Genomic DNA, 23,629 nt, shown 5'->3' on the forward strand with positions numbered 1-23,629 from the left:
ACCGCAACCAAAGCGGCTGCTTTCGTGTAGGAATTCAGGCTAAAAATTTGATTTCAAATGTCTTTTTGCGAAAGCTTGATCTGTCGCTTCAAGGCGTCGCTCAGGGCGTGGGCGGCAATCGAGAGTGGCGTCCCGACCGCCCTCGCCAATCCGAATTCCTGGGTCGCGCGTGGCACAAAAGGACGGTGAACCACCGGCAGGTGGCGATAGAGATTCGCATAAAAGCTGCTGATGATCGTGACCCCAAGGCCATGCGCGACGTAGGAACAGGCCGAACTGTTGGTATGCGTCTCGATCTTGACGATCTGCTTGACGCCGGCCCGCCGGAAGGTCTGGTCGAGCGCCATGCGGTTCGGCCGCTGGCGACCAATCAGAATGAGAGGCACGTCGCGCAAATTCCTGACCGTGATTTCCTCCAGCTTCGCGAGAGGATGATCCTTCGGCACGACGCAGACACTTTCGCCGGTGGCGACGCGCTCGACCTCGATGCCCGGTCCGCTCTCACCCTCCATGCGCAGAAAGCCGAAATCGATCACCCTCTGCTCGACGAGCTTATTGATCGCGGTCGTCGTCTCGAAGAAGGTTTCGATCCGCACACCGGGGAAATCGCTGATGTAATCGGCCAGCATTGCCGGCGCGAAATGCTCCCACATGCTGCTCGGCAGGCCGATGCGGACGATCTCCGGGCCGGCGGCGCCGCTTCTTAAATCCTCCGCGTGGCCCGACATCCGATCGACCGCGAGCAAGATGGTCTCGGCATCGCGGGCAAGAAGCAGAGCCTCGGGGGTGGGGACGAGACGGCCTTTGTCGCGGACGAAAAGCGACATCGAAAGGTCCGCCTCGAGCTGCTGCAGGAGGCGGCTGACGCCGGATTGACTGAGCCCCATCGTCTTTGCCGTGGCAATCGTCGACCCCGTCGCCAGAAGCGTGCGCAAGACTTCCAGTTGCTTGATATTCATGCGTTTTCGATCCCCCGGGACGGTTCAAGCACCGTCATCATGCCCAGTCCGAAATGCTTTGAAGGAAGAGGCCGGCTGCCTTGGGCATCGGAAATTTCTCTCCGCTGATCAGCGCATAGGCAACCGGCAGTTCCGGTTCGAGCGGAATGAACTGCAGCGGCAGCGTCGCAAATTCGCGGGCGATGATCTCGCCGACCAGCGCAATGCCGAGCCCCTGGGCGGCCAGCGCGCAGGCACTCGCCACCGAATGCGCTTCGAGCAGGGGGCGTTGGCGGATGCCGGCCTTGTAGAATAACGCCTCAAGCTCGTGGCGAACCGGTCGCTCCCTGTTCAGCATGATCAGATCCTGCCCCTTCAGGTCGCCGACCAACAATAGGCGGCTGCCGGCCTTGGGATGATCCTTGTGTAGGGCGCAAATGATCCGCGACGACAGGATCTTCTCCTGTTTCAGTCCCGGGCTCATCAGCGGCAGACGCGCGAAACCGAGATCGGCCTCGCCGTCGGCCACCATCCGTTCAATTGCGAGATAGCTGCCGGATGCGACTTCGACGCGCATCGGACCATTCGCCGCGAGAAAGTTCTTCAGCAGCTTCGGAATGCGCGTCGTGGAAAGGCTGGCGGGAAAGGCGAGCCGCAGCATGATCTCGCGCGATCGACCGCTCTCGAGCTCCATCGCCGCCGTTTTCAAGGCACGTAGCCGGTCGGAAATGGCACGGATTTCCGGGCCGAGCTGCAGCCCCTCGCGGGTCGGTTGAAGCCGGTTCTTTTCCCGGTCGAAAAGCCGGACGCCGAGATAGTCTTCCAGTTGCTGCAACAAGCGACTGGCGTTCGATTGCGAGATCCCAAGCTCAACGGAAGCGGCGATCGTCGAGCCCGTCGCGGCGATGGCGTCATAGGCCTCGATATGCTTCAGGCTGATCGCCGCACTCGTGTCTCGCGCCATTCTATCTCCAATGTCGATAGCCCTACCCGCAAACCGCATAAGATTGCGGACCAGCGGAAACTTGAACATTTTCCGCTGAGAACCAAACTCACGGAAAGACTTTCGTCAATGGCCACCATTCTCCGGAAGATCGCGGAACAGGTCCTGTCGCGAACGGCGTTCTCAAACCTCGCCATGGACCGGGCAAGAGATGCAGCGGTGGACGCCATCGGCTGCATGATTGCGGGCAGAGGCGATGAAAGCGTTGCCGCGCTCACTCGCGCTTTCGATGGGGAAATCGTCGGAGGTGGCGAAGCGCGGCTCGTCACCGGCGGCTCCGTCTCACCCTCGCTCGCCGCACTCATCAATGCAACGGCGGCTCATGCGCTCGATTTCGATGACAATTTCCATCCGGCGAGGGCGCATGCTTCCGCGGTGCTGGTGCCGGCGCTGCTGGCGGTTCTGGCGAGCGGCAAGGTGACAAGCGGAAAACGGTTTCTCGAGGCCTACCTGGCCGGGCTGGAAGCGCAGGCGGCGGTCGGCTTCGGCGTCAATCCCTCTCATTACAACAGGGGCTGGCACGCAACGGCGACGGTCGGCAGCATTGGGGCTGCGGCTGGAGTGGCACGGCTTCTCGGTGCCGACGAAGAAAGCCTGGTCGCGGCCATGAGCCTCGCGACGAGCTTCGCCTGTGGCCCGAAAGGGCAATTCGGCACGACCGCCAAACCGCTTCACGCCGGCATTGCCGCGCGCAATGCCGTGGATGCGGCGCGCATGGCGCTTGCGGGCATGAGCGGGCGGCCGGATATCCTCGAGCGGCCGCAAGGCTTCCTCGACCTTTTCGGAGGCGATGATGCCAAGGGCTGGGAAGGCCTGACATTTGACGAAGAGCATATCATCGAAAGCCGGGGTGTGGTGACCAAGCGCCATCCCTGCTGCGCCTCCACCCATCGCGCAATCGACGCGCTTCTGGATCTGAAGCAGGAGCATGGACTTTTGGCGGGCGACATTGCCAGGATCGAGACGAAAGTCGGCATATCCGCTGCCCGCAACCTCGCTTATCCCGACCCCGCCGACGAGGTGGAGGCCCGCTTCTCGATGCAATATTGCCTGGCGACAGCTTTCCTCAAAGGCGCCCTTAGCCTTTCGGACTTTACACGGCAGGAGATCGGACGGCCGGAAATCCGGGAATTCATGCCGCGCATCGAAATGCGGTCCTATTCGGCTGATGAGGAAAAAGGCGTGGAGCGCCTCCCGCATGTCGTCACGGTCACGATGCGCGACGGGCGCGTTTTGAACAAGTCCCGCTTGCATGCGAAAGGATCGCTCGAAGCGCCGATGAGCGTGCATGAACGCGAAGTCAAATTGATGGACTGCTTGCGCTGGGGAAATCGGAATGTGTCCGGCGCCTCTTTCCTGCAGCTTCGCAGGCTTGCCGATTTGGAAAACCTGTCCGGCGACGATCGCTTCTGGAACCTGATCACAGGCCGTCAGTCGCCGTGACAAGCCGCGGGACGGATAGGCGGCGGGGAAGCCTCCCCGCCGCAGCATCGTTCAAGCCACGGCCTTCTCAGGCGAGGTATTTCGTAAACCAGTCGACCGTTCGCTGCCAGGCGAGCTTGGCAGCCGCCTCGTCATAGCGCGGCGTGGAATCATTGTGGAAGCCGTGATTGACGTCAGGATAGATGTAAGCCTCGAATGTTTTTCCTGATGACTTCAGCGCAGCTTCATAGGCCGGCCAGCCTTCGTTGATGCCCTTGTCCAGCCCGGCATAATGGAGAAGCAACGGCGCCTTGATCTTCGGCACGTCTTCGGCGCGGGGCTGTCGGCCGTAAAAGGGCACGGCGGCGGCAAGTTCCGGATAGGCAACCGCCGCAGCGTTGGCAACGCCACCGCCATAGCAGAAGCCGGTGATGCCGACCTTGCCGGTGGTGAGATCGCTGTGCATCAAAAATTCGACCGCCGCGAAGAAGTCGTTCATCAGTTTTTCCGGGTCGACCTTCTGCTGGAGTTCCCGCCCCTTTTCGTCATTGCCGGGGTAGCCTCCGACCGACGTGAGGCCATCCGGCGCAAGTGCTACGAAACCCGCCTTTGCCACACGCCGCGCTACATCCTCGATATAGGGGTTCAGGCCCCTGTTCTCGTGAACGACCACCACGGCCGCGATTTTGCCGGTCGCGTTTTTGGGGCGGACGAGATAGGCGCGGACATCTCCATTTCCCTTTGGCGAGGGATAGGTGATGTATTCGGCTGATATATCGGGATCGGTGAACTCGACCTGGGTCGCCAGCGCATAGTCAGGGCTCAGCGATGCAAGAATGGCGGCCGCCGTGACGCCGCCGACGGCGAATTTGCCGGCGCGGTCGAGAAACTCGCGCTTGGTAATTCTCCCGTGCGCGTAATAATCGTAGAGTTCGAGAAGTTCCTGAGGGAAATCCTTGGCTGTCATTCGGGTCATGATGGCTCCTCCTTGCCTCCGGTTCTCGCACCATCCTACACAGGTAAACTCGCGACTCTTTTCAACATTTCGCGAGTTCCGCGTGAGCTTGCCGGGGCAATCGATGGCTGCGCCAACAGTCGCTGAATTCGCCGCCCCGGCTTCAAGAGAAGCGGACTGTTCCCTTTGGCAATCGGCGTCCGGCCGGTCGCAGCCAGCAATCGACCGCCGGCTACCGATCTATGAAAATTAATTTCATACTCGCGCTTTGAGGCCCGTTTTCTATTGACGCCTCCCGATTTTTGTCCCAACTTAAAGAAAATAAATTACTAAATGGGAACTTGATCGGCATGAAAGTGGGAATCATCGGGCTAGGATTCCGGCTCGGCTATCTCGGCTATGTTTTCAAGGCAATTGATAGCAGCTTCGACATCGTAGGCTATGTGGATCCGGAACCTGCCGGACTTCCCGGATTGACGGAAAAGGGAATTTCAGTCGGCAAGGCCTATGGCTCGCCGGAGGAACTCCTCGCTTCCGAAAAGCTCGATCTGCTGATGATCGGCTCTCCCAATCACCTGCATCTCGATCATATCAGGCTCGGACTTCAAGCCGGCCTCAAGGTCTTCTGCGAAAAGCCGATCGTCACGACCATCACCGAAAGCATCGAGCTTGCCCATCTGATGGCAAAATTCGGCCACGAGCGGCTGATGGTCGGTCTCGTCCTGCGCTATTCTCCTCTTTACAAGGATCTGCGCGCCATCCAGGCCGAGGGCAAGCTTGGCCAGATCGTGTCGATCGAGGCCTCCGAACATATCGAGCCTTATCATGGCGCCTTTTTCATGCGCGACTGGCGCCGCTATGAGCGCTATTCCGGCAGCTTCATGCTGGAGAAATGCTGCCACGACCTCGATCTTTACAATGGTGTCGTCGGCGCAAGGCCGGAGCGCGTTGCAAGTTTCGGCGGCCGCAAGAGTTTCATTCCGGACAACGACCCGGCGCGCGAGGGTATCAACGACCTCGAGCTTTTCCACCGCAAGCCGAGCGGATGGATGGGGTCGGACAAGGTCTTCGACAGCGACGCCGATATCATCGACTATCAGGTCGCGATCGTCGAATATGCCAATGGCGTCGGCATGAATTTCCACACCAATCTGAACGTGCCCGACCAGTTCCGCCGTTTCGCCATCATGGGCTCGCGCGGCATGGCCGAAGGCGATTTCGTTCGCGGTTATCTCGACGTGCACGAACAGCTGACCGGCAACAAGGTGGTCGAAAACAAATATGCCGCCACGGAGCTGTCCCAGCATTACGGCGCCGATGAACAGATGGCGAGCGACCTGCTTGAAAGCGTGCGCACCGGGCTCGAGCTTCCTGTTTCGACGCTGAATGCGCTCGAAGCCGGCATCCTCGCCTTGGCGATGGACGAAGCGAGGATGAAGAAAATGGTCGTCGATCTCAGACCCGTCTGGGACCGCTTCGACGAAGCCCTTCACGCAAGAGCGGCTTGAGGAGGGCGGCAAGATGAGTGTTCAAAGAAGCACGGTCATCTTCGCCTGGATCCTTCTTCTTCCGGCTGTCCTTTATGTTCTGGCGATCGTCGCCTACCCGCTGGTCGATACATTCATTCTCTCCTTCACCGATGCCTCCCTCAAGAAGACCACCAATTGGGTCGGCTGGATTAATTACGAGAAGATCTTCGATGCGCGGTTTGCGGAAGTCATCATCCGCACCTTCATCTGGACGTTCTTCTCTGTCGCCTTGAAAATGGTGATCGGCACGTTCGGTGCGACCATGCTGAACGCCGCGGTGCCCGGCCGCTCATTGTTCCGGCTTTTGACCATGCCGCCATGGATCGTGCCGATGGCGATCGGCATCTTCATGTGGGGCTGGATGTATAATGGCCAGTTCGGGATGATATCGGGCATGTTGCAGCGCTTCGGTCTCGTCGACGGCCCGGTCGCCTTCCTCGCCTATGGAAGCACGGCCTTCTGGGCCACGATCATCACCGACGTGTGGATCGGCGTGCCGCTGGTGACGATCTACTTCCTGGCGGCGATCCAATCGATTCCGAAGGATCTCTACGAGGCCGCCTGGACCGACGGCGCCGGTCGTTGGTATCGCTTCCGCCGCATCACGCTGCCTCTGATGGTTCCGGCGATCATCACCATGTCGATGCTCTCGCTGATCGCCACCTTCAACTCCTTCGACATCATCTGGATTCTGACTCAGGGCGGACCGAGCGGCGAGACGACGACGATGATCATCGATACCTATCAGACCGCGATCGGCTCGAAGAAATACGGTGAAGGTGCAGCGCGCGCCGTTTTGATCTGCATCTTCCTGTCGCTCTTCTGCTTCGCCTATTTCCGCGTTACCCGCCGCCTCAATCCGGAGAAGCGCGCATGAGCAATGCAGCCATGATCGACCGTTATCGCTGGTGGGAAATCATTCTGATTTATTGCGGCATCGCGGTGTTTCTTTTCTTCGTGCTGTCGCCCTTCGTTGAAGGTTTCCTGGTTTCACTGAAGCCGCTCAGCCAGCTCTTCTCCTCGCCCTACCGCTTCTGGCCGGAGAACGGCTCGTTCGAAGCCTATCGGACGATGTGGATCAGCGTGCCGGGTTTCGGTCGCTATATCTTCAATTCTTTCTTCATCTCGATCATCGTCACGCTGATCGTGCTTTGCCTCGTCATTCCGGCCGCCTATGCTTTCGCGAAGTTCGAATTCAAGGGCATGGGGATCCTGCTCGGCGCATTCCTGACCGTGAACATGTTCTCCGGCGCCGTGCTGTTGATCCCGCTCTTCCGGCTGATGCGCAGCATGGGTGTGCTCAACACCTATCTCGCGATGATCGTGCCGGGCGTCGCCTTCCTGATTCCTTCGGCGATCTGGCTGCTGCGCACCTACATGATCCGTATTCCGCAGGAGCTGAACGAAGCGGCCTATATGGATGGCGCCAGCCATTTCTACACGCTTCGCCGTGTCATCCTGCCCATCGCGATGCCGGGGATTATCGTCGTCGCCATAACCACCTTCATCGGCGCTTACGCCCAGCAATTCATCTTCGCGCTGACGTTCAACTCGAAGACCGAATACATGCCCTTGCCGGTGGGGCTCTTTGCTTACTTCGGCAAGCAGGAGGTCATCTGGAACGAACTGATGGCGGCTTCCTTCGTCGGTATCGCGCCGGCGATGGTCGTTATCTTCTTCCTTCAGCGCTACCTTGTCGGCGGGCTGACCGCCGGTGCGGTGAAACAATAAGACCAAAAAACGAGTGAACAGCTAACACAAGAATGGGAGTCACGACGTGAGCATTACCATCAAGACAGGCCTTATGGGGCTCGCTTTGCTCGGTTCGACGGCACTGACCACAGTCACTGTCCAGGCGGCCGACAAGGAAATCAGCTGGATCTATTGCGGCGACACGATCGACCCGGTCCACACCAAATACATCAAGCAGTGGGAAGAAAAGAACACAGGCTGGAAGATCGCCCCCGAGGTCGTCGGATGGGCGCAGTGCCAGGACAAGGCAACGACGCTCGCCGCCGCCGGCACGCCGGTGGCGATGGCCTATGTCGGTTCGCGCACGCTGAAGGAGTTCGCGCAGAACGACCTCATCGTTCCGGTGCCGATGACGGACGACGAGAAGAAGACCTACTATCCGCACATCGTCGACACGGTCACCTTCGAGGGCTCGCAGTGGGGCGTTCCGATCGCCTTCTCTACCAAGGCGCTCTATTGGAACAAGGATCTGTTCAAGCAGGCCGGCCTCGATCCCGAGACGCCTCCGAAGACCTGGGCTGAAGAAATCGAGATGGCAAAGACCATCAAGGAAAAGACCGGCATTCCGGGCTTTGGTCTCTCCGCCAAGACCTTCGACAATACGATGCACCAGTTCATGCATTGGGTTTACACCAACAACGGTGCGGTGATCGATGCCGACGGCAAGGTCACGCTGGACAGCCCTGAGATTCTTGCTGCGCTGAAGGCCTACAAGGATATCGTTCCCTACTCCGAAGAAGGCCCGACGGCCTACGAGCAGAACGAAGTCCGCGCCATCTTCCTCGACGGCAAGGTCGCGATGATCCAGGCCGGCTCGGGCGCGGCCGACCGCCTGAAGAAGACGAAGATCAGCTGGGGCATCACGACACTGCCGCTCGGTCCCGACGCCAAAGGCCCCGGCACGCTGCTGATCACCGACAGCCTGGCGATCTTCAAGGGTTCAGGGGTGGAGGACAAGGCGACGGAATTTGCCAAGTTCATCACCTCGCCCGATGTGCAGTCCGAATACGAACTGCAGGGCGGCGCCGGCCTCACTCCCCTGCGTCCGTCCGCAAAGGTCGACGAGTTCGTCGCCAAGGATCCTTACTGGAAGCCCTTGATCGACGGCATCAGCTATGGTGGTCCCGAGCCGCTCTTCACCGACTATAAGGGCTTCCAGAACTCGATGATCGAGATGATCCAGTCCGTGGTGACGGGTAAGGCCGAGCCTGAAGCGGCGCTCAAGAAGGCTGCTGGCGAAGTCGAGGCGTTCAAGTAAGCTTTTGGGCACCTTGGGATCGCGGACGGCAACAGCCCGCGATCCCTCCCCTACAGCGCCGCGCGTCTTTTCGAGAGCCGCAAGGGAACGCTGTAACACTTTGAATTGCTGCATAGTTTTATCTCTAAATCGAATCCGATTTAAGGAATATGCAGGAACGATGATCGAATGTGCGACGAAGGCCGCCGGTGGAGACAGATTTTTGGGACAGCTCTTTCTCAACAAAGTTCAGAAGTTCTATGGCGACTACGAAGTTTTGAAGGGCGTGCAGCTCGATGTGAGGAACGGCGAGTTCGTCGTCTTCGTCGGCCCGTCAGGCTGCGGCAAGTCCACCCTGCTGCGCATGATCGCCGGTCTCGACGCGACGAGCGCGGGCGACATCGTCATCGATGGTATCAGGGTCAATGACCTGCCGCCGGTCAAGCGCGGCATCGCCATGGTGTTCCAGTCCTACGCGCTCTACCCGCACATGACAGTCTTCGAGAACATCGCCTTTCCGCTTCGCGTCGAAAAGATGGAGGAGGAAAAGCTCAAGGCCAAGGTGGAAAATGCAGCGCGCATCCTTCACCTCGAACAACGGCTGCAGCAGAAACCCGGCATGTTGTCCGGTGGCCAGCGCCAACGCGTGGCGATCGGCCGCGCCATCGTGCGCGAACCGAAGATATTCCTGTTCGACGAGCCGCTCTCCAACCTCGACGCAGCACTTCGCGCCGACATGCGCATCGAGCTTGCCAAGCTGCACAGGCAGTTGAAGGCGACGATGATCTATGTGACGCACGACCAGGTCGAGGCGATGACTATGGCCGACCGTATCGTCGTGCTGGATTCCGGCGATATCTCCCAGACGGGGGCGCCGCTGGAGCTTTATCACAAGCCCGCAAACCAGTTCGTCGCCGGCTTTATCGGCAATCCGAAAATGAATTTTCTTCCCGTGACCTGCAAAAGCGTCAGCGCCAATGGCGTCGAGGTGGAGTATCAGGGCCAGACAGCCCTGTTGCCGGTGACGCCGCGCGATGGCATGACCGGTAAGGCTTTGACGCTCGGCATCCGGCCGGAGCATATCCAGCTCGGCGGCGGCGATATCGTCTTTACCGTGACGCCGACGGTCATCGAGCGCCTCGGGGCCAATACTGTCGCTTACGCCTCGCTCAACGGCGAGGCCGAGAATTTCTGCGCCATGCTGCCCGGCAGCGTCGGCATCCGCGCGGACGCGCCGGTTGCGACCGGCATCAATGCCGTCGATTGCCACCTGTTCGACGAGGCGGGCGTGGCCTTCGAGCGACGCGTGGAACTCACCGAAATCGATATGAACGTGATCAATCCGACGGCGGCCTGAACCGACTGGTTCTGTGTCGGCGGTTTGTCCTGCAGGGTCGAGTCCAGGGGCGATGAGACGCGAGGCAATTACGGCTGCCGGCCGGCAGATATTACCCAGCCGGGGAATTTCACGAATCCCTATGTGCAGACGTTCCCCGGGGCGAGTCTCCCGACCCGCGCTACTCGCCTATGCTGGAAAGCAATTCGTCGAGCTGCTCCAGCTGCTCCGGCAATGCGGCCGCCGAGCCCTGTAGTGCTTCCTCAAGCGCCTCCTTGGACGGATAGACCTCGTGGAAATTCAGTAGTGTCCTTCCGCCTTGGTCCTCGAAGGTCACGGTCGTGATCGCGCCCTCTTCGCCCTCGTCGTTGGTCCAGACGATGCGCTCGTTCGGCACCACCTCGAGATACTTGCCATAGAAGGCCATGGTGTCCGAACCGCCGGAGCCGAATTCCAGCCGATATTTGCCGCCGGTACGGACGTCCATATCGCACGATACGAGCGAAACGCCGGATACCGATTTTGGCACCCACCAACGTTGGAACAGCTCGGGCTGGCTCCACGCCCTGTAAACCGTGCTCGGCGGCGCATTGAATGTCCGCGTTACGACGAGTTCGCGATCCCCTCTGCGCTCGACTGACGTGCGGTTCTGCGCACCACCTGCAATGTTAACTTGAGTCATCGCTTCCCTCCCGTTTCATTTCTCTGATGATTTCGTCCAATGCTTTGAAGCGGGCTTCGAAGAGCTTGCGATGCGCCTCGATCCATTCGGCCTCCGCCTTGAGGCCGCGTTTCCCGAGCTTGCAGGTTCTCACCCGTCCGACCTTCTGTGTGACGACGAGCCCCGCCCGCTCGAGAACCTGGATGTGCTTCTTCATGCCGGTCAGCGTCATCTGGAACTTATCCGCGAGACTGGTAATCGACGCGTCCCCTCGCCCAAGCTGATCGATGATCCCGCGGCGGGTCGCATCGGATAGCGCCGCAAACGAGAGATCGAGGGGAGGACTTAGATACTGAACCATCTAGTTCAGTATCTAACCTACTCGCGCAGGTAGCGCAAGCGTCCCGAACTTTTCATGCCGTGTACCGGTCATCCGAGATTATGCACCGCGGCGGCAGCAGCAATAAATCGTCTGCTGCGGGTCAAAAGCGGACCTTCGAGCCGCCTGCTCTCCGAAAGCGGTCCGCCTGCTAACGACTCCAAAGCGGACACTCGTCCGTTGAGTCTATGTCCGCCATAGGCGCAACGAGGTCACCCGCCGCGCGCACGTGTTCTGATACTCGTTGCTAATACCGATACCTTCGGCGATCAGGGCCACTTCACCCTCAACCGGAACCGGCTCCTACCAGACGAGGCCGCGGGCCGCGACCTCTTCGACGCGGGTGACGATGCCGCCCCGGTGGAAGACCATCGTATCGAACAGGTTGGACACCACGCAGGTGTGGTTCGGGATGATGAAGAGCTTCTCGCCGATCTGTGGTCGGGGGCCGGCGCAGTTCGAAAGGTCGATGACGCCATGCTCTTCCGAGAGGCTGCTGATCCGCGCTTGGGGATAACCGACGATCAATCCGTAATCGCTAAAACCCTGAAGATCCGATGTCAGAGCCTTCGAGCCGGCATCGATAACGGCGCGGTCGGCGTTTGGCCGCGACACGACGGTTGCCAGCACATGCATGGCGCAATCGTCCTCGGTGCAATGGCCCATGCGCACCATCTGGCGATCGTTGTAGATATAGGTGCCGGCGCGGTGTTCCGTGGCCGAGGTGACGAGATGCGCCTCGAAGAGGCTCGGCGTTCCGCCATTGCTGACGATCGGGCAGTCAATGCCTTCCGATGTCAGCTGTCGCAGCGTTTCGGCGATGAAGGCTTCCACGGCGGCCGCCGATTGCGGCTTCGGGTAGGTCACGATGCCGCCAAACTCCAGACCGTCGGCCGCGGCAATCCGCTTGGCGAGCGAGGCCGCTTCTCCTGATGTCTGCACGCCGCAGCGGCCGCCGCCCGTATCGCATTCGACCAGGACTGTAAGCGGCTTGTGGCCGGAGAAATGCGCTGCGAGCCCGTCGACCGTCACTTCGCTGTCGGCGACGACCTTGAGGGCCGAAATTCTCTCGTTCAACTTGGCCAGGCGCTCGAGCTTCTGCGGTCCGAGGATGTTGAAGGTGATGAGGATGTCCTCGAAGCCGGCTGCGGCAAAGACTTCGGCTTCCGTCACCTTCTGGCAATTGATGCCCTTGGCACCGGCGGCAACCTGCGCGACGGCCAGGGCCGGGATCTTGTGGGTCTTGATATGCGGGCGAAAATTCAGCCCGTGCTGATCCATATAGGATTGAACGCGGCTTATGTTCGCTGCCAGCCGGTCTTCGTCGATCACAGGACGCGGCGTCGAGAGATCGGCGATCCTGTCTCCTGCCTTGGCGACGACGGCAAACCTGGCATCAGGCATCTAGGCGGCTCCGCGTTCTGTTCCATGTGGATCGGCGACGATCGGCCATATGGTCTTCGGTGCCCGCTGGTACGGCGTCGTCGCCGGATTATTGGGATAGGGCGTTCCGGCAGAGCAGTAAAGGATTTCCGCCGCAATCTTCGAGAAGGAGGCGAAGAAGTGGTTGGTGGATTTGATCACCAGGATCTTCTGCCTGGCGGGATCGATACCCATCACCGAAAACAGGCTCGGGTCGAAGCTTTGGGCGCGAGTCGAATTGAGGATGATGTCGATGCCGTTGAGGACGATATGTGCGGCATCGCCGAAAGGTGCGAGGCTCTCGCCGAACTGCATCTCGGCATTGTTCACCAGCTTGACGACCTTCACGGTGCCGTCGATGGGGTTGCCAGTGCCGGGCGCCGACTTGGCGCCGAAGCGCAGCGGAATTTCTGCCCCCTCGCCCGCTGCAAAACAAATCTGGACGGCGACCGGATCCCAGATGGTGCCAATCGCAGCACTGGTGACGCCGCGGGCCATGAGCTCCCCGAGAATGACAGTCGCATCGCCTGCCGTGCCGCCGCCCGGATTATCCCAGACGTCGGTAATGACAACAGGCCATGCGGTGGCGGTCATCGCGCGTGAGACGGCTTCCTTCTCGTCGATCTGCGGGACCATGAAGGTGCCGCGCTTCGAAAACAGCTCGAGGCCGAGTTCGCGCGCCAAAGCCGCGCCCTTTTCCGGCTTATTGTCAGTCACGACAAGCAGCTTCGTTCCCATTTCAGGAACGTCGCCCACCATGAAGCCGTGGACCACGGAGATCGACAGGACGTCCGGATCATCCTTCTCGATCTGCATGATCTTGTCGACGAAGGAGCGCATGGGCTCGCGCGATGTCGGGAAGACGTCGATCATCTTGCAGTCGAACACCGACATAACAGGCTTGATCCGGCCTTCGAGCGTTTCGACCGCGATGCGCCAGAGGTCCTCGGCGCGGTCGACGAAGTCGGTGTGCGGAAACTCCTTGAAATAGACCGCGAAATCGAGTGCAGCGACCCGTTTTGCCGTGAGATGGCTGTGCGGATCGAGTTCGGCGCAGATGAGCACATCAGGCCCGACGATCTGGCGGATGCGCGAGAGAAGATCGCCTTCCGTATCCTCGTATCCGGCCGCCACCATGGCGCCGTGCAGGCCCATGACAACCGCGTCGACAGGCATTGCCGCGCGGAGTTGACCGAGAATTTCGTCACGCAATTCCTCGTAGGTCGTCCGGTTGACGAGGCCTGCGGGGTCGGCCCAGGTGGCGGTTCCTTCGATCAGCTCCCAACCCTTTTCAGCAGTGACGCGCCTTCCGACGGTGATCGGCGCGGTGCAGAGTGTCGGTGTTTCGGGATGTTGGCCGGGCGGGGCATAAAGCGACGCTTCGAATGCGCGACGATCCACGCAGATCGGGGAAAAGGTGTTGGTCTCGGTCGCCAGTGCTGCCGTGAAAATGCGCAAGAAAGTGGCCTTCGTGTTGTCGGCCCTGCGTCAACCCATCGGGTTCGGCAGGTAGCCGGTGAAACCTGAGATTTTCCAGCGTCCTTGGTGAAGCCTGCAATAATAGAGCGTCTGCCATTGCATGACGTCTCGGGTGCCGTCAGGCTTGGAAATGCCGCCGTCGAATTTCTTGCGGACGAGCGCCGTGTCGCCTTCGATTTCGATATCTTCCAGCGTCGTCGTGGTGAAGATCGCCGTGCGCGCATCTTCCGCGAAACTCTGTTGGGCGAAATCCTGCGCCTGCCTCAGCCATTCCTGGCGATAGGCAGACAGCGTCGGAAATGCGAGGCGCCACTTGTCGGGGCTGACTTCCTTTCGGCCATCGATGCCGATGAAGCCCTCTTCCACGAAATCACCAGCCACCATCGACCAATCGGCGGCGAGAAAGGCATCGATATCGCGCGGAACGAGCATTTCCCAGATGGCATGCCGGGCACTGTCGGAGGGGAAAGGGTTCTTGAAAGGATCGCGCATATCTGCCCCGGATTGAAATTCTTTTCATAAATCGCGTTTTTCACTGGTCAAATTCTGCTTTCTATGGTCATTTGTCAACTTATCAAGAAAATAATTTGCAAGGACTTCAGCATGCCCATCAAGCGCTATGGCACTGTTCAAACGGGCGCCGGCGGCAAGGCGCTGCCTTTCGCGCGTGCGGTCGAAGCCGACGGATGGCTGTATGTTTCCGGGCAGGTTGCGATGGAAGATGGCGAAATCATCGACGGCAACATCGTTGCCCAGACCCACAAGACGATTGCCAATGTTCTGGCGATCCTCGATGAGGCCGGATACGGCGTCGAGGACATCGTGCGCGTCGGCGTCTGGCTCGACGATCCGCGCGACTTCTGGACCTTCAATAAGATCTATCAGGAGTATTTCGGCGAACATCCACCGGCGCGCGCCTGTGTGCAATCGTCGATGATGGTTGATTGCAAGGTTGAGATCGACTGCGTGGCCTATAAGAAGAAGGGTAAATAGAGAACCATTGGGGGGGACGGGCTTGGATATCTTTTCAACGCTGCAGGAAGACAAGAGCAGGCTCTCTCCCTCCGAGAGCCGCATCGCGGAGATCATCGTCAACGATTTCGAGTTTGCCGTGAACGCCTCGATCATCGAGCTCGCGGAACGGGCGGAGGTTTCGCCGCCGACCGTCACCCGCTTTTGCCGGCGGCTCGGTTGCGAGAGCTTTTCCGACTTCAAGGTGCAGCTCGCCCGGACCGCCCATATCGGCGTTCGCTATCTGAAACCGGAATCGAAAAGCACCGATCCGGCCGATGTCGCCCAGGACATCATCACCAAGGCCCAGAACGCGCTCTTTCTCCTGCATCGCTCGCTCGATCTTGCGGCGATCGAAGCCGCCGTTTCGCATATCGCCAAGGCCGATATGATCTATGCGTTCGGGTCGGGCGGCAATTCGTCGATGATCGCCGACGAGCTCCAGAACCGGCTCTTCCGTCTCGGGCTTCGCATCACCGCAAGTTCCGACCACAGCATGCAGCTGATGATGGCTGCCGCGGCACGGCCGGGCGATGTCGTGATCGGCTCGTCCTTCTCGGGACGCAATACCGAGCTGGTGCGCGCCTTCGAGCTTGCCCGCCAGGCCAAGGTGAAGACGATCGCCCTGACACAGACGGCAAGCCCGGTTGCCAAGGCTGCCGAAATCGTCGTACCGATCGACCTTCCCGAGGGCAATAACATCTATCGCCCGACCTCGACGCGTATCGCCTACATCGCGACGGTCGATATCCTGTCGAGCCTCGTCGCCTACGCCGTTCAGCCCAAGGCGACGACCACGCTTCGGCGTATCAAGCAGCAGCTTGTCATTCACCGTGACGGCGACGACCGGCAATTGCTTGGAGATTGAGACCCATGAGAATCCGGTTGTGAACGGGAGCGACAGGAAATGACGCAGTCGATAGCCATCATTACAGGCGCTGCCGGCGATATCGGCGCGGCGATCGCCGCACGGCTTGCCGATGACCACGATGTCGTGTTGCTCGCCGATATCGATGCTCCGGCTGCGGCTGCCGTGGCGTCGAGGCTCGGGCCGGACAATCGCTTCGTGGCGGTCGGATGTGATGTGACCAGCGAGACGAGCATTGCGGAATTGGCAAGGCGCGCTGCGGAGGTCGGCGTGGTTCGAACCCTGGTCAACAATGCCGGTGCTGCCCGCGCGACCAGCCTGCACGAGACGACGCCCGAGATCTGGCGGGCGGACAATGCGCTCAATCTCGAGGCGGCATTTTTGTGTTTCCGCACATTCGAGCCCATGCTGAAGGCCTCGAAGGGTTCCGTCGTCAACATCGCCTCGGTCAACGGTATGCATGTCTTCGGACACCCGGCCTATAGCGTCGCCAAGGCCGGCCTTCTGCATTTCACCCGGCTGGTCGCCGTTGAATACGGCAAGTTCGGCATCCGGTCCAACGCCGTCGCACCCGGCACGGTGAAGACGCAGGCCTGGGAAGCACGCGCGGCAGCCAATCCCAACGTTTTCGAGGAAGCGCGCCGCTGGTATCCGCTGCAGCGCGTCGTCGATCCCAAAGATGTTGCCAATGCCGTGGCCTTCCTTGCCGGCCCCCAGGCCGCAGCCATCACCGGCGTCTGCCTGCCTGTCGATTGCGGCCTCACGGCCGGCCAGGCCGAGCTCGCGCGAACCTTCTCGCAATCGGAACATTACTGAAACCTAGAGCGGTTCAACTTTTCATGGAAGCGCAGAACCGCTCTAACTTTTTGTTTTTACGCAATTCCGGACGAAAAACCGCTTCGCACTTTTCCTGGAATTTCTCTAGAGGAAGACGAGAGGAGCAGGTTGTGAAGCCGGCTTACTTCTGATCGATGACCGCATGAGCCGACTTTTTCCCGACGTCTTCCGCACTCCGGCGATCCGCGCCAGCATGATCGCCATTTTCACCTTCGGAATGGCGGGGGCGATGACCGCACCTTACCGTTCGGTCGTGGGTATCCGCGAATTGGGCTTGAGCGACGGCCTCTATTCGTTCCTGAGTTTCGTCTCGGCGGCGGTGAACGTCGTCATCAGCATTCTGCTCGGCAATCTCGCCGACCGGCTTGGCGAGTACCGGTCGACGATGATCGGCGCCTGCCTGTTCGGCATCGTCGGCTACGGCATGGTCTACGCCTTTCCGACTGCGGCCATATTCGTCATCAGCGGGTTGCTGCCGCTGCCGATCTACGGGGCGCTGAACTCGCTGCTGTTTGCCAATGCGCGCGCGGCGATGCACGGCATGAACCGAAGCGACATGGTGACGGCCAACTCCGGCGTGCGCGCCATGATCTCGCTGTCCTGGGTGCTGATCCCAGGGGTAACCGGCTTGCTGCTGTCTGGCGCATCGAGCATGCTGCCAGCCTACCTTTTTGCCAGCATTTCCTGTCTGCTCTGCCAGGGGATCATCGTCTTCGCCCTGCCGAAGCGGGCGGGAACGGAGATGGCGGCGGCTCATCATCTCAGCTATCTCGGCGCGCTTCGCCAGGTGGTTTCGCCGCGCATCTCGGCGCATATTTGCGGAGTGGCGCTCATCACCAGCACGCTGCATCTCAATGACGCCCTTCTGCCATTGATTGCCACTGGTGCTGCACATGGCAGGCTGAGTGACGTCGGCATTCTCGTTGGCATCGTCGCATTGCTGGAAGTCGTCTTCATCATCGTCTGGTCGCGAATCGCGCGGAAGGCCGGCCAGATGACGGCGCTTGCCGCTGGTACCATCATCTATGCCGTGTTCCTCAGCCTGCTCGGCTTTGCCTCCGAGCCGTGGCACCTCTATGCGCTCACCTTGCTTGCAGGCATGGGAGCGTCGGCGATCATCAGCATTCCGATCACCTATCTGCAGGATCTGATCTCCGACCGGCCGGGGCTCGGCAGTGCACTGATCTCCGTCAATATCTTTGCCAGCGCCGGGATCGGCGCGCTGGTCTTTGCCACCGGCACCTACGTGACAGGTTATTCGGGAACCGCGATCCTGAGCGCCGTCACCGGATTGGCGGGGATAGCGATCATCGGCCTCCTGCATAGAGGCAAAGCCCGCTAAAGCGCGTCGCGATCTTTCAGATTCGCTTGTCGCGCTTTGGGTCTTTATTGTTACGCATGTCGTTGTCGCAAAACCGCGGCACAGTTTTGCGCGACATGCTTAGTCCAGGGACGTGACGAAGAATGTGGCTTTCATCGGTGTTCGTCTTGTGACAAGGGTGACGCACCATTTCTTTGAAGGCGACATGAAGGCAATTTCCGGCACGAATCTCGAGCAGGCCAAGTCTCACAACCGGCGTGTGGTGATTGAGGCTGTCCGCACGAACGGTCCCTTGTCGCGCGCAGCGATCGCCCGGATGACGGCGCTGACTGCCCAGACCGTGTCGAATATCGTCGAGGAACTGGAGAGATCGCACCTTCTTGTCCCGTCCGAGGCGCAGAAGCTGGCGCGCGGCCAGCCGATCATTCCCTACACCATCAATCCGCGCGGTGCCTATTCGATCGGCCTCGAACTTGGCCGCCAGCGCGCCAGCGGGGTCCTGACGGATCTCTCCGGCGCGGTTTGCGCCCGCATCGAGCGCCATGTCGAACATCCAGATCCGCAACGTGCCATGCCGGCTCTTCAGTCCATCGTCGAGGATCTTCAGCAGGCCTTCGTTTTCGATCGGAACCGGCTGCTCGGCGTCGGGATGGCCCTGCCCGGCCGCTATGCCGATGGCGGCACCACCTCTCTCAGCCCGTTGAACCTGCCCGGCTGGCAGGGTTTTCCTGTCGGGCATGAGCTGGAACAGCGGGTTAAGGTGCCGGTGCTCGTCGAAAACGATGCGACGGCAGCAGCGATCGGCGAGCGTCTTCACGGCGTCGCCCGCGGTTTGGGCAGCTTCGTCTATCTCTTCCTCGCCGGCGGAGGCGGCATCGGCGCCGGAATGTTCCTCGATGGTCACCTCTACAAGGGTAGCCGCAACAATGCCGGTGAGATCGGCCATATCATCGTCGAACCGCAAGGCAAGCTCTGCAGCTGCGGTAAGCGCGGCTGTCTGGATCGCTACATCTCGTTGACGGTCGCCTACGAATTCATGGGCATTGCCAACGCCGAGGAGCTTTCGCCCGATGATCTCGATGCGCTGATCGCCAAGGGCGGCGAAGGTCTCGACGCCTGGCTGGATCAGGCCGTCCAGCCGCTGCGGCAGACCGTCGACTTTCTGGAACTGGCCTTCGATCCGCAGACCATCGTGCTTGGAGGCAGCATTTCGACATCGCTGATGCTTCGGCTTGCCGAGCGGCTGGAGCCGCTGCACACCCCGATCGACCCCAACCAGAAGCGGACATTGCCCCGCGTCATGATCGGCATGACCGGCAAGGATACGGCGATCCTCGGCGCCGCCGCCCTGCCGATCTTTTCGGAAACCAATCCGCGCTTCGACGTTCTTCAAAAGCCGCTCGGCTAGAGCAATTCCAGCAAAAGTGGGTAGCGGTTTTGCGTCCGGAATTGCGTGAAAACAAAGAGATAGAGCATTTCCGTGATTCGGAGAAAAACGGAAAGGCTCTAGTACACCTCGTCACGGGAGATTGCCGAGCCGGCCCCTCATCAGCCTGCCGGCAGCCTTGCATCTGCCTGCACCGGGCGGCGGGCTAGAGGTCGCGCAAAGATGACCACGTTCCCGAGAAGCGTCAGCGCCAGACCGATCAGGCCCAGGCCGCTCCAGTGGTAGCCCTCGAAAACCGTCGACAACGACAGGGCGACGATCGGGAACAGGACGGTGGCATAGGCAGCGCGTGAGGAGCCGATCCGGGACACCAGCATGAGGTAGGTGGTGAAGCCGACCACCGATCCGATCGCCGCGAGATAGAGCAGGGCGGCAAGATAGGTGATGTTGGGCGGCGCCACGATCGGCGTTTGCGTCACGGCAATCAGGAACAGGAGGACGACCGCGCCATAGGTCATGCCCCAGGCATTGGCGATCAGCGGTGAGATTCCGGCCGCGCTGTTTCGACGCGATGCCATATTGCCCAGCGAGAAGAACAGCGTGCCAAGCGCTGCGAGCCCGATCCCTTTCAACGTGCCCATATCGAAATTGACGACAACGTCTTGTCCGAAAAGCAGGAGAAGGCCGGTTGCTCCGAGCGCCGCTGCGAGAAGCGTGCGGCCTGTAATGCGGTCGCCGAAGAAGAGGCGCGCATTGACGGCATTGTAGATCGTTGCGAGTGAGAAGATCACGGAGATTAGCCCGGACGGGATAGAGGCGGCGGCGTTGTAGAAACAGATGAAATTGAGGCTGAACAGGCAGAGCGCCTGCGCAAGGATGAAAGGTTGATCGCGCAAGGCAGGGAGCTTGAGCCGCCGCATGCCAGCCAGGATGGCGACGAGGATCACTGCTGCGACCGCAAATCTGTAAAAGACCGAGACCAAGACCGGCACGGGACCGACCTGCATCGCAATGGCGATCCAGGTCGTCCCCCATATGAGGACGGTTGCGATGAAGAGAGCGGCATTTGCCATGGAGTGATCCTCGTTTTCCCGACCATTAGGCGAACCGTGAGCAGGCCTCTTGCAGATTCTTGCTATCAAATCGATTTGCCCGGACTTCCGGCTCGCCATGCGGGTCGTCCGCCGGTATTGTTCGCGCGGCATGGTCAGGTGTGGGGAAGAATTGGTGAAATATAGTCACCCCTCGGTTTTCGGGTTTTTGTCAGCATCTCCCACTGCGCGGATGTCACAGTCCATCGATTTGGGGTTCGGGCGATCAGCTGCCATCTGGAGCAATGCACACGACAGGATGAGCTATCAGCGGCCGAACGGTCATACGTTCAGTCTTTATCTCAAAGGCGGCGCCGGAACGCGTCGTCTAGATGGCAGCCCCGCCGTTCGCGGCCGTCCGGGAGTGCTGTGCATCATGCCACAGGAGCACTCGTCCGAATGGGAAATCACCGACTTCTCCCAATTCGTCCATCTGTATGTTCCCGACGACCAGATGCGGCGGATGTTTGCGGAGACGTTTGACCGCGATGCTCGGCTCATGGCTCTTCCCGAAGTGACCTTCGCAGATGCACCCGCCTTGGCGCGCACGCTTTGGCAGATGACGCAAGCGATGGTGGCGGGCGGTCATCTGCAGGCTGAAGAAGCGATGGCACAGACGATCAATGATTTCTTCGTCGATCCCCGTTACGGAGGGATGCGTCCCTGCGCGATCAGCGGCGGGCTCGCTCCTCATGTGCGGCGCCGGAGTCTGGAGTATATCGAGGCCCATCTCGGTGAGACAATCCGATTGCAGGATCTGGCGGCGATCGGGCAGCTCAGCGCCTTTCATTTTCAGCGGATGTTCCGGGCAAGTTATGGTGTGTCCCCGCATGGCTGGGTCGCTCACCGGCGGGTCGAGCGCGCCAAATCGATGTTATCAGGCATGGACCCGATCGCGCAGATCGCTTCGGCCTGCGGCTTCAGCAGCCAGAGCCACATGACACGGGCATTCAAGTTGGGCACAGGCGTCACACCCTCTGCCTATCGGCAACGACAGTGAAGAGCCCCTTCGCTCGACCGCCCTTCTCTTTTCCGAAACCAATCCGCGCTTCGACGTCCTGCAAAAGCCGCTCGGCTAAACCGAGGGCTCCTCGGCCTTCCCGGGTCTACTTCACCGCGATGACGACCTTGCCCTTAACGCGGCCTGTCTCCACATAGTCCAGCGCCTCGTTGGTCTTCTCGAATTGGAAGGCCCGGTCGATGACGGGGCGGATGGCGCCCGCCTCGATCAGCGAGGTGATCTTGCCGAGCTGCGCGCCATTTGCCGTCATGAAGAGGAAGGAATAGCCGATCCCCCGGCGTTTCGATTTCCGCCGGATGCTTAAACTCAAGAAGCGCATGACCTGCCGCAGCAGCCAGCCGAAGCCGTTTTCCCTGGCGAAATCGGGATCGGGCGGACCTGATATCGAGATCAGCTTGCCGCCGGGCTTCAGGACGGCGAGCGATTTCTCCAGCGTATCCTTGCCGAGGCTGTTCAGCACGACGTCATAGCCCTTCAGCACCTTGTCGAAGTCGTCCTTCTTGTAATCGACCACCACGTCGGCGCCGAGGCTTTTCACCAGATCGATATTTGCCGTGCTCACGGTCGTCGCCACGTGGGCGCCGAGATGTTTGGCAAGCTGGATCGCTATAGTGCCGACGCCGCCGGAGCCCGCATGGATCAGCACCCTCTGCCCCTTCTGCAGTTTGGCGCGTTCGACCAGCGCCTGCCATGCGGTCAGCGCCACAAGTGGAATGGATGCGGCTTCTTCCATGCTGAGATTGGCGGGTTTCAACGCGACATCGCCAGCGTCGATGGCGATATACTCGGCGAAGGTGCCGATGCGATCCTGGCCGGGACGCGCATAGACCGCGTCGCCGGGTTTGAACTGCCGGACATTGGCGCCCACCCGAACCACGACACCAGCGACATCATTGCCGAGCACCAATGGAAGCCGGTAAGGCAGGATCAGCTTGAACTCTCCGTCCCGGATCTTGCCATCCAGTGGGTTCACGCTGGCGGCATGGATCTCGACCATGACGTCATTCTCGCGCAGCTGCGGTTCAGGGCTCTGGCCGAACCTGAGGGCGCCGCCCTTCTTGTAGCGATCAATCAGGAATGCTTTCATGATGGCGAACTTTCGTTTTTGTGGTGCGCCGGAAATGCGGTAAGGCAGGCTCAACCGGGAAGTTTGTTGAATTTCCGGAGGCTCTTGTCGACGAAGGACTCGGGCAGGAATCGGCGGATGAAGCGGACCTGTCCTGCCGCCTTTCCGGCAGTATAGCGTCTCTTGGGCGATGGCGCATTGGCGGCCCTGACGACGGTTGCGGCGACCACCTCGGGCGCATCTCCTTTTGAGACGATCTCGCGCATCAGCTTCTCCGCAACGGCGCGCACCGCATCATAGACGGCAAGCGGCCGGTCGGGGCGCGTGATGTTCTCTTCGAACGAGGTGCGGGTGATACCAGGTTCGACGAGCACGACGCGGATGCCCTGTGTGCGCACTTCATGGTCGAGGGATTCCGAATAACCTTCGATCGCGTGTTTGGTCGCTGCGTAGAGTGCGTTGAAGGGCGCCGGGATCAGCCCAAGGATCGAGCTCAGGTTGATGATCCGGCCGTTGCGCTGCCGCCGCATCACCGGCAGTACTGCATTGGTCATGCGCATCGTGCCGAAGACGTTGACGTCGAATACGGCTTTGGCCTGCGCCGTCGTCGATTCCTCGGCGCCGCCGAGCAGGCCGATCCCGGCATTGTTGACCAGAAGATCGATCCGTCCCGTGCGCTTCAGAATCTCGTCGACGACGCTCTGCACGGATCGATCGTCGATGACGTCGCAGACCAGCATGGTGATCCCATCGGCGGTGTCGGCCATCGGCTTTCGGCTGGTGCCGAACACCCGGTAACCGTCGCGCCGCAGCGCCTTCGCCGTCACCAGCCCGATGCCGGAGGAAGCCCCGGTGACCAGGGCAATGCCGCGTTCTCTCTTGCTCATTGACGTCTGCCTTCGTTTTTGTCGTGG

At 60.3% G+C, this 23,629-nt stretch carries 23 protein-coding genes; 12 read left to right on the top strand and 11 right to left on the bottom strand.

Features of this window, described 5'->3' with window-relative positions; genetic code table 11:
- Positions 1-53: 53 nt before the first annotated feature.
- Positions 54-959, bottom strand: coding sequence for a LysR family transcriptional regulator (locus tag AB8B31_RS30990; protein ID WP_018246615.1), 906 nt, complete (start codon positions 957-959; stop codon positions 54-56).
- 37 nt (positions 960-996) lie between these two features.
- Positions 997-1,971: a LysR family transcriptional regulator gene (locus tag AB8B31_RS30995; RefSeq protein ID WP_018246616.1), complete on the bottom strand. Its 975-nt coding sequence runs from the start codon at positions 1,969-1,971 to the stop codon at positions 997-999.
- A gap of 39 nt (positions 1,972-2,010) precedes the next feature.
- On the opposite strand from AB8B31_RS30995, the gene AB8B31_RS31000 reads away from it, so the two are divergent.
- Positions 2,011-3,384, top strand: a complete 1,374-nt coding sequence (locus tag AB8B31_RS31000; RefSeq protein ID WP_018517212.1) for an MmgE/PrpD family protein — start codon at positions 2,011-2,013, stop codon at positions 3,382-3,384.
- A gap of 67 nt (positions 3,385-3,451) precedes the next feature.
- On the opposite strand, the gene yghX is transcribed toward AB8B31_RS31000, so the two are convergent.
- Complete coding sequence (gene yghX, locus AB8B31_RS31005; RefSeq protein ID WP_018246085.1) at positions 3,452-4,339, bottom strand: YghX family hydrolase; 888 nt, start codon at positions 4,337-4,339, stop codon at positions 3,452-3,454.
- Between the two features lie 329 nt (positions 4,340-4,668).
- Here yghX and AB8B31_RS31010 point away from each other — a divergent pair, with 329 nt between their 5' ends.
- From AB8B31_RS31010 to AB8B31_RS31030, 5 genes are all read left to right on the top strand, one after another.
- A complete protein-coding gene (locus AB8B31_RS31010; protein ID WP_018448632.1) occupies positions 4,669-5,826 on the top strand; it encodes a Gfo/Idh/MocA family protein in 1,158 nt (385 codons plus the stop codon).
- Between the two features lie 13 nt (positions 5,827-5,839).
- Positions 5,840-6,724, top strand: coding sequence for a carbohydrate ABC transporter permease (locus tag AB8B31_RS31015; protein WP_018246087.1), 885 nt, complete (start codon positions 5,840-5,842; stop codon positions 6,722-6,724).
- Positions 6,721-7,578, top strand: a complete 858-nt coding sequence (locus AB8B31_RS31020) for a carbohydrate ABC transporter permease (protein ID WP_018246088.1) — start codon at positions 6,721-6,723, stop codon at positions 7,576-7,578. Before AB8B31_RS31015 ends, AB8B31_RS31020 begins: the two co-directional genes overlap by 4 nt.
- A 73-nt stretch (positions 7,579-7,651) precedes the next feature.
- Positions 7,652-8,857, top strand: a complete 1,206-nt coding sequence (locus AB8B31_RS31025) for an ABC transporter substrate-binding protein (RefSeq protein ID WP_018246089.1) — start codon at positions 7,652-7,654, stop codon at positions 8,855-8,857.
- A 202-nt stretch (positions 8,858-9,059) separates the two neighbouring features.
- A complete protein-coding gene (locus AB8B31_RS31030) occupies positions 9,060-10,193 on the top strand; it encodes an ABC transporter ATP-binding protein (protein ID WP_026188731.1) in 1,134 nt (377 codons plus the stop codon).
- Positions 10,194-10,353: 160 nt separating this feature from the next.
- Here the strand turns inward: AB8B31_RS31030 and AB8B31_RS31035 are convergent, their stop codons facing one another.
- The 5 genes from AB8B31_RS31035 to AB8B31_RS31055 form a co-directional block, all read right to left on the bottom strand.
- On the bottom strand, positions 10,354-10,854 hold the full coding sequence (locus tag AB8B31_RS31035) for an SRPBCC family protein (RefSeq protein ID WP_018246091.1): 501 nt from the start codon (positions 10,852-10,854) through the stop codon (positions 10,354-10,356).
- Complete coding sequence (locus tag AB8B31_RS31040; protein WP_018246092.1) at positions 10,841-11,194, bottom strand: ArsR/SmtB family transcription factor; 354 nt, start codon at positions 11,192-11,194, stop codon at positions 10,841-10,843. Before AB8B31_RS31040 ends, AB8B31_RS31035 begins: the two co-directional genes overlap by 14 nt.
- Before the next feature lie 321 nt (positions 11,195-11,515).
- Positions 11,516-12,616, bottom strand: coding sequence for a D-TA family PLP-dependent enzyme (locus AB8B31_RS31045; protein WP_018246093.1), 1,101 nt, complete (start codon positions 12,614-12,616; stop codon positions 11,516-11,518).
- Positions 12,617-14,092, bottom strand: a complete 1,476-nt coding sequence (locus AB8B31_RS31050) for a M81 family metallopeptidase (protein ID WP_018246094.1) — start codon at positions 14,090-14,092, stop codon at positions 12,617-12,619.
- Positions 14,093-14,122: 30 nt separating this feature from the next.
- On the bottom strand, positions 14,123-14,605 hold the full coding sequence (locus AB8B31_RS31055; protein WP_018246095.1) for a hypothetical protein: 483 nt from the start codon (positions 14,603-14,605) through the stop codon (positions 14,123-14,125).
- A gap of 111 nt (positions 14,606-14,716) precedes the next feature.
- On the opposite strand from AB8B31_RS31055, the gene AB8B31_RS31060 reads away from it, so the two are divergent.
- The 5 genes from AB8B31_RS31060 to AB8B31_RS31080 all read left to right on the top strand — a co-directional run bounded on the left by AB8B31_RS31060 (position 14,717) and on the right by AB8B31_RS31080 (position 19,558).
- The gene (locus AB8B31_RS31060) at positions 14,717-15,106 is read left to right on the top strand and encodes a RidA family protein (RefSeq protein WP_018246096.1); all 390 of its coding nucleotides are present in this window, start codon (positions 14,717-14,719) and stop codon (positions 15,104-15,106) included.
- A gap of 22 nt (positions 15,107-15,128) precedes the next feature.
- A complete protein-coding gene (locus tag AB8B31_RS31065) occupies positions 15,129-15,992 on the top strand; it encodes a MurR/RpiR family transcriptional regulator (RefSeq protein ID WP_018246097.1) in 864 nt (287 codons plus the stop codon).
- A gap of 39 nt (positions 15,993-16,031) precedes the next feature.
- Positions 16,032-16,808, top strand: a complete 777-nt coding sequence (locus AB8B31_RS31070; RefSeq protein WP_018246098.1) for an SDR family oxidoreductase — start codon at positions 16,032-16,034, stop codon at positions 16,806-16,808.
- A gap of 163 nt (positions 16,809-16,971) precedes the next feature.
- Positions 16,972-18,171, top strand: a complete 1,200-nt coding sequence (locus AB8B31_RS31075; protein ID WP_018246099.1) for an MFS transporter — start codon at positions 16,972-16,974, stop codon at positions 18,169-18,171.
- A gap of 184 nt (positions 18,172-18,355) precedes the next feature.
- On the top strand, positions 18,356-19,558 hold the full coding sequence (locus AB8B31_RS31080; protein WP_018246100.1) for an ROK family transcriptional regulator: 1,203 nt from the start codon (positions 18,356-18,358) through the stop codon (positions 19,556-19,558).
- Between the two features lie 140 nt (positions 19,559-19,698).
- Here AB8B31_RS31080 and AB8B31_RS31085 read toward each other — a convergent pair whose 3' ends face one another.
- Positions 19,699-20,610, bottom strand: a complete 912-nt coding sequence (locus tag AB8B31_RS31085) for a DMT family transporter (protein WP_018246101.1) — start codon at positions 20,608-20,610, stop codon at positions 19,699-19,701.
- A 277-nt stretch (positions 20,611-20,887) separates the two neighbouring features.
- Here AB8B31_RS31085 and AB8B31_RS31090 point away from each other — a divergent pair, with 277 nt between their 5' ends.
- On the top strand, positions 20,888-21,628 hold the full coding sequence (locus tag AB8B31_RS31090) for a helix-turn-helix domain-containing protein (RefSeq protein WP_018246102.1): 741 nt from the start codon (positions 20,888-20,890) through the stop codon (positions 21,626-21,628).
- Positions 21,629-21,734: 106 nt separating this feature from the next.
- Here the strand turns inward: AB8B31_RS31090 and AB8B31_RS31095 are convergent, their stop codons facing one another.
- Positions 21,735-22,736 (bottom strand): NADP-dependent oxidoreductase, encoded by a 1,002-nt coding sequence (locus tag AB8B31_RS31095; protein WP_026188732.1) that lies wholly within the window; start codon positions 22,734-22,736, stop codon positions 21,735-21,737.
- A gap of 50 nt (positions 22,737-22,786) precedes the next feature.
- Positions 22,787-23,602 carry an oxidoreductase gene (locus AB8B31_RS31100; protein WP_018246104.1) on the bottom strand — a complete coding sequence of 272 codons (816 nt, stop codon included), beginning with the start codon at positions 23,600-23,602 and terminating at the stop codon, positions 22,787-22,789.
- Positions 23,603-23,629 lie beyond the last annotated feature (27 nt).

Source organism: Rhizobium sp. 62_C5_N11_2 (assembly GCF_051811185.1).
Classification (GTDB): domain Bacteria; phylum Pseudomonadota; class Alphaproteobacteria; order Rhizobiales; family Rhizobiaceae; genus Rhizobium; species Rhizobium leguminosarum.

Coding starts and splice junctions, on each gene's coding strand:
- AB8B31_RS31060 (WP_018246096.1), top strand. CDS start 14,717: ATGCCCATCAAGCGCTATGGCACTGTTCAAACGGGCGCCGGCGGCAAG.
- AB8B31_RS31085 (WP_018246101.1), bottom strand. CDS start 20,610: ATGGCAAATGCCGCTCTCTTCATCGCAACCGTCCTCATATGGGGGACG.
- AB8B31_RS31025 (WP_018246089.1), top strand. CDS start 7,652: ATGGGGCTCGCTTTGCTCGGTTCGACGGCACTGACCACAGTCACTGTC.
- AB8B31_RS31055 (WP_018246095.1), bottom strand. CDS start 14,605: ATGCGCGATCCTTTCAAGAACCCTTTCCCCTCCGACAGTGCCCGGCAT.
- AB8B31_RS31015 (WP_018246087.1), top strand. CDS start 5,840: ATGAGTGTTCAAAGAAGCACGGTCATCTTCGCCTGGATCCTTCTTCTT.
- AB8B31_RS31040 (WP_018246092.1), bottom strand. CDS start 11,194: ATGGTTCAGTATCTAAGTCCTCCCCTCGATCTCTCGTTTGCGGCGCTA.
- AB8B31_RS30995 (WP_018246616.1), bottom strand. CDS start 1,971: ATGTTCAAGTTTCCGCTGGTCCGCAATCTTATGCGGTTTGCGGGTAGG.
- AB8B31_RS31010 (WP_018448632.1), top strand. CDS start 4,669: ATGAAAGTGGGAATCATCGGGCTAGGATTCCGGCTCGGCTATCTCGGC.
- AB8B31_RS31020 (WP_018246088.1), top strand. CDS start 6,721: ATGAGCAATGCAGCCATGATCGACCGTTATCGCTGGTGGGAAATCATT.
- AB8B31_RS31080 (WP_018246100.1), top strand. CDS start 18,356: ATGAAGGCAATTTCCGGCACGAATCTCGAGCAGGCCAAGTCTCACAAC.
- AB8B31_RS31035 (WP_018246091.1), bottom strand. CDS start 10,854: ATGACTCAAGTTAACATTGCAGGTGGTGCGCAGAACCGCACGTCAGTC.
- AB8B31_RS31100 (WP_018246104.1), bottom strand. CDS start 23,602: ATGAGCAAGAGAGAACGCGGCATTGCCCTGGTCACCGGGGCTTCCTCC.
- AB8B31_RS31075 (WP_018246099.1), top strand. CDS start 16,972: ATGAGCCGACTTTTTCCCGACGTCTTCCGCACTCCGGCGATCCGCGCC.
- AB8B31_RS31090 (WP_018246102.1), top strand. CDS start 20,888: ATGAGCTATCAGCGGCCGAACGGTCATACGTTCAGTCTTTATCTCAAA.
- AB8B31_RS31095 (WP_026188732.1), bottom strand. CDS start 22,736: ATGAAAGCATTCCTGATTGATCGCTACAAGAAGGGCGGCGCCCTCAGG.
- yghX (WP_018246085.1), bottom strand. CDS start 4,339: ATGACCCGAATGACAGCCAAGGATTTCCCTCAGGAACTTCTCGAACTC.
- AB8B31_RS31045 (WP_018246093.1), bottom strand. CDS start 12,616: ATGCCTGATGCCAGGTTTGCCGTCGTCGCCAAGGCAGGAGACAGGATC.
- AB8B31_RS30990 (WP_018246615.1), bottom strand. CDS start 959: ATGAATATCAAGCAACTGGAAGTCTTGCGCACGCTTCTGGCGACGGGG.
- AB8B31_RS31000 (WP_018517212.1), top strand. CDS start 2,011: ATGGCCACCATTCTCCGGAAGATCGCGGAACAGGTCCTGTCGCGAACG.
- AB8B31_RS31070 (WP_018246098.1), top strand. CDS start 16,032: ATGACGCAGTCGATAGCCATCATTACAGGCGCTGCCGGCGATATCGGC.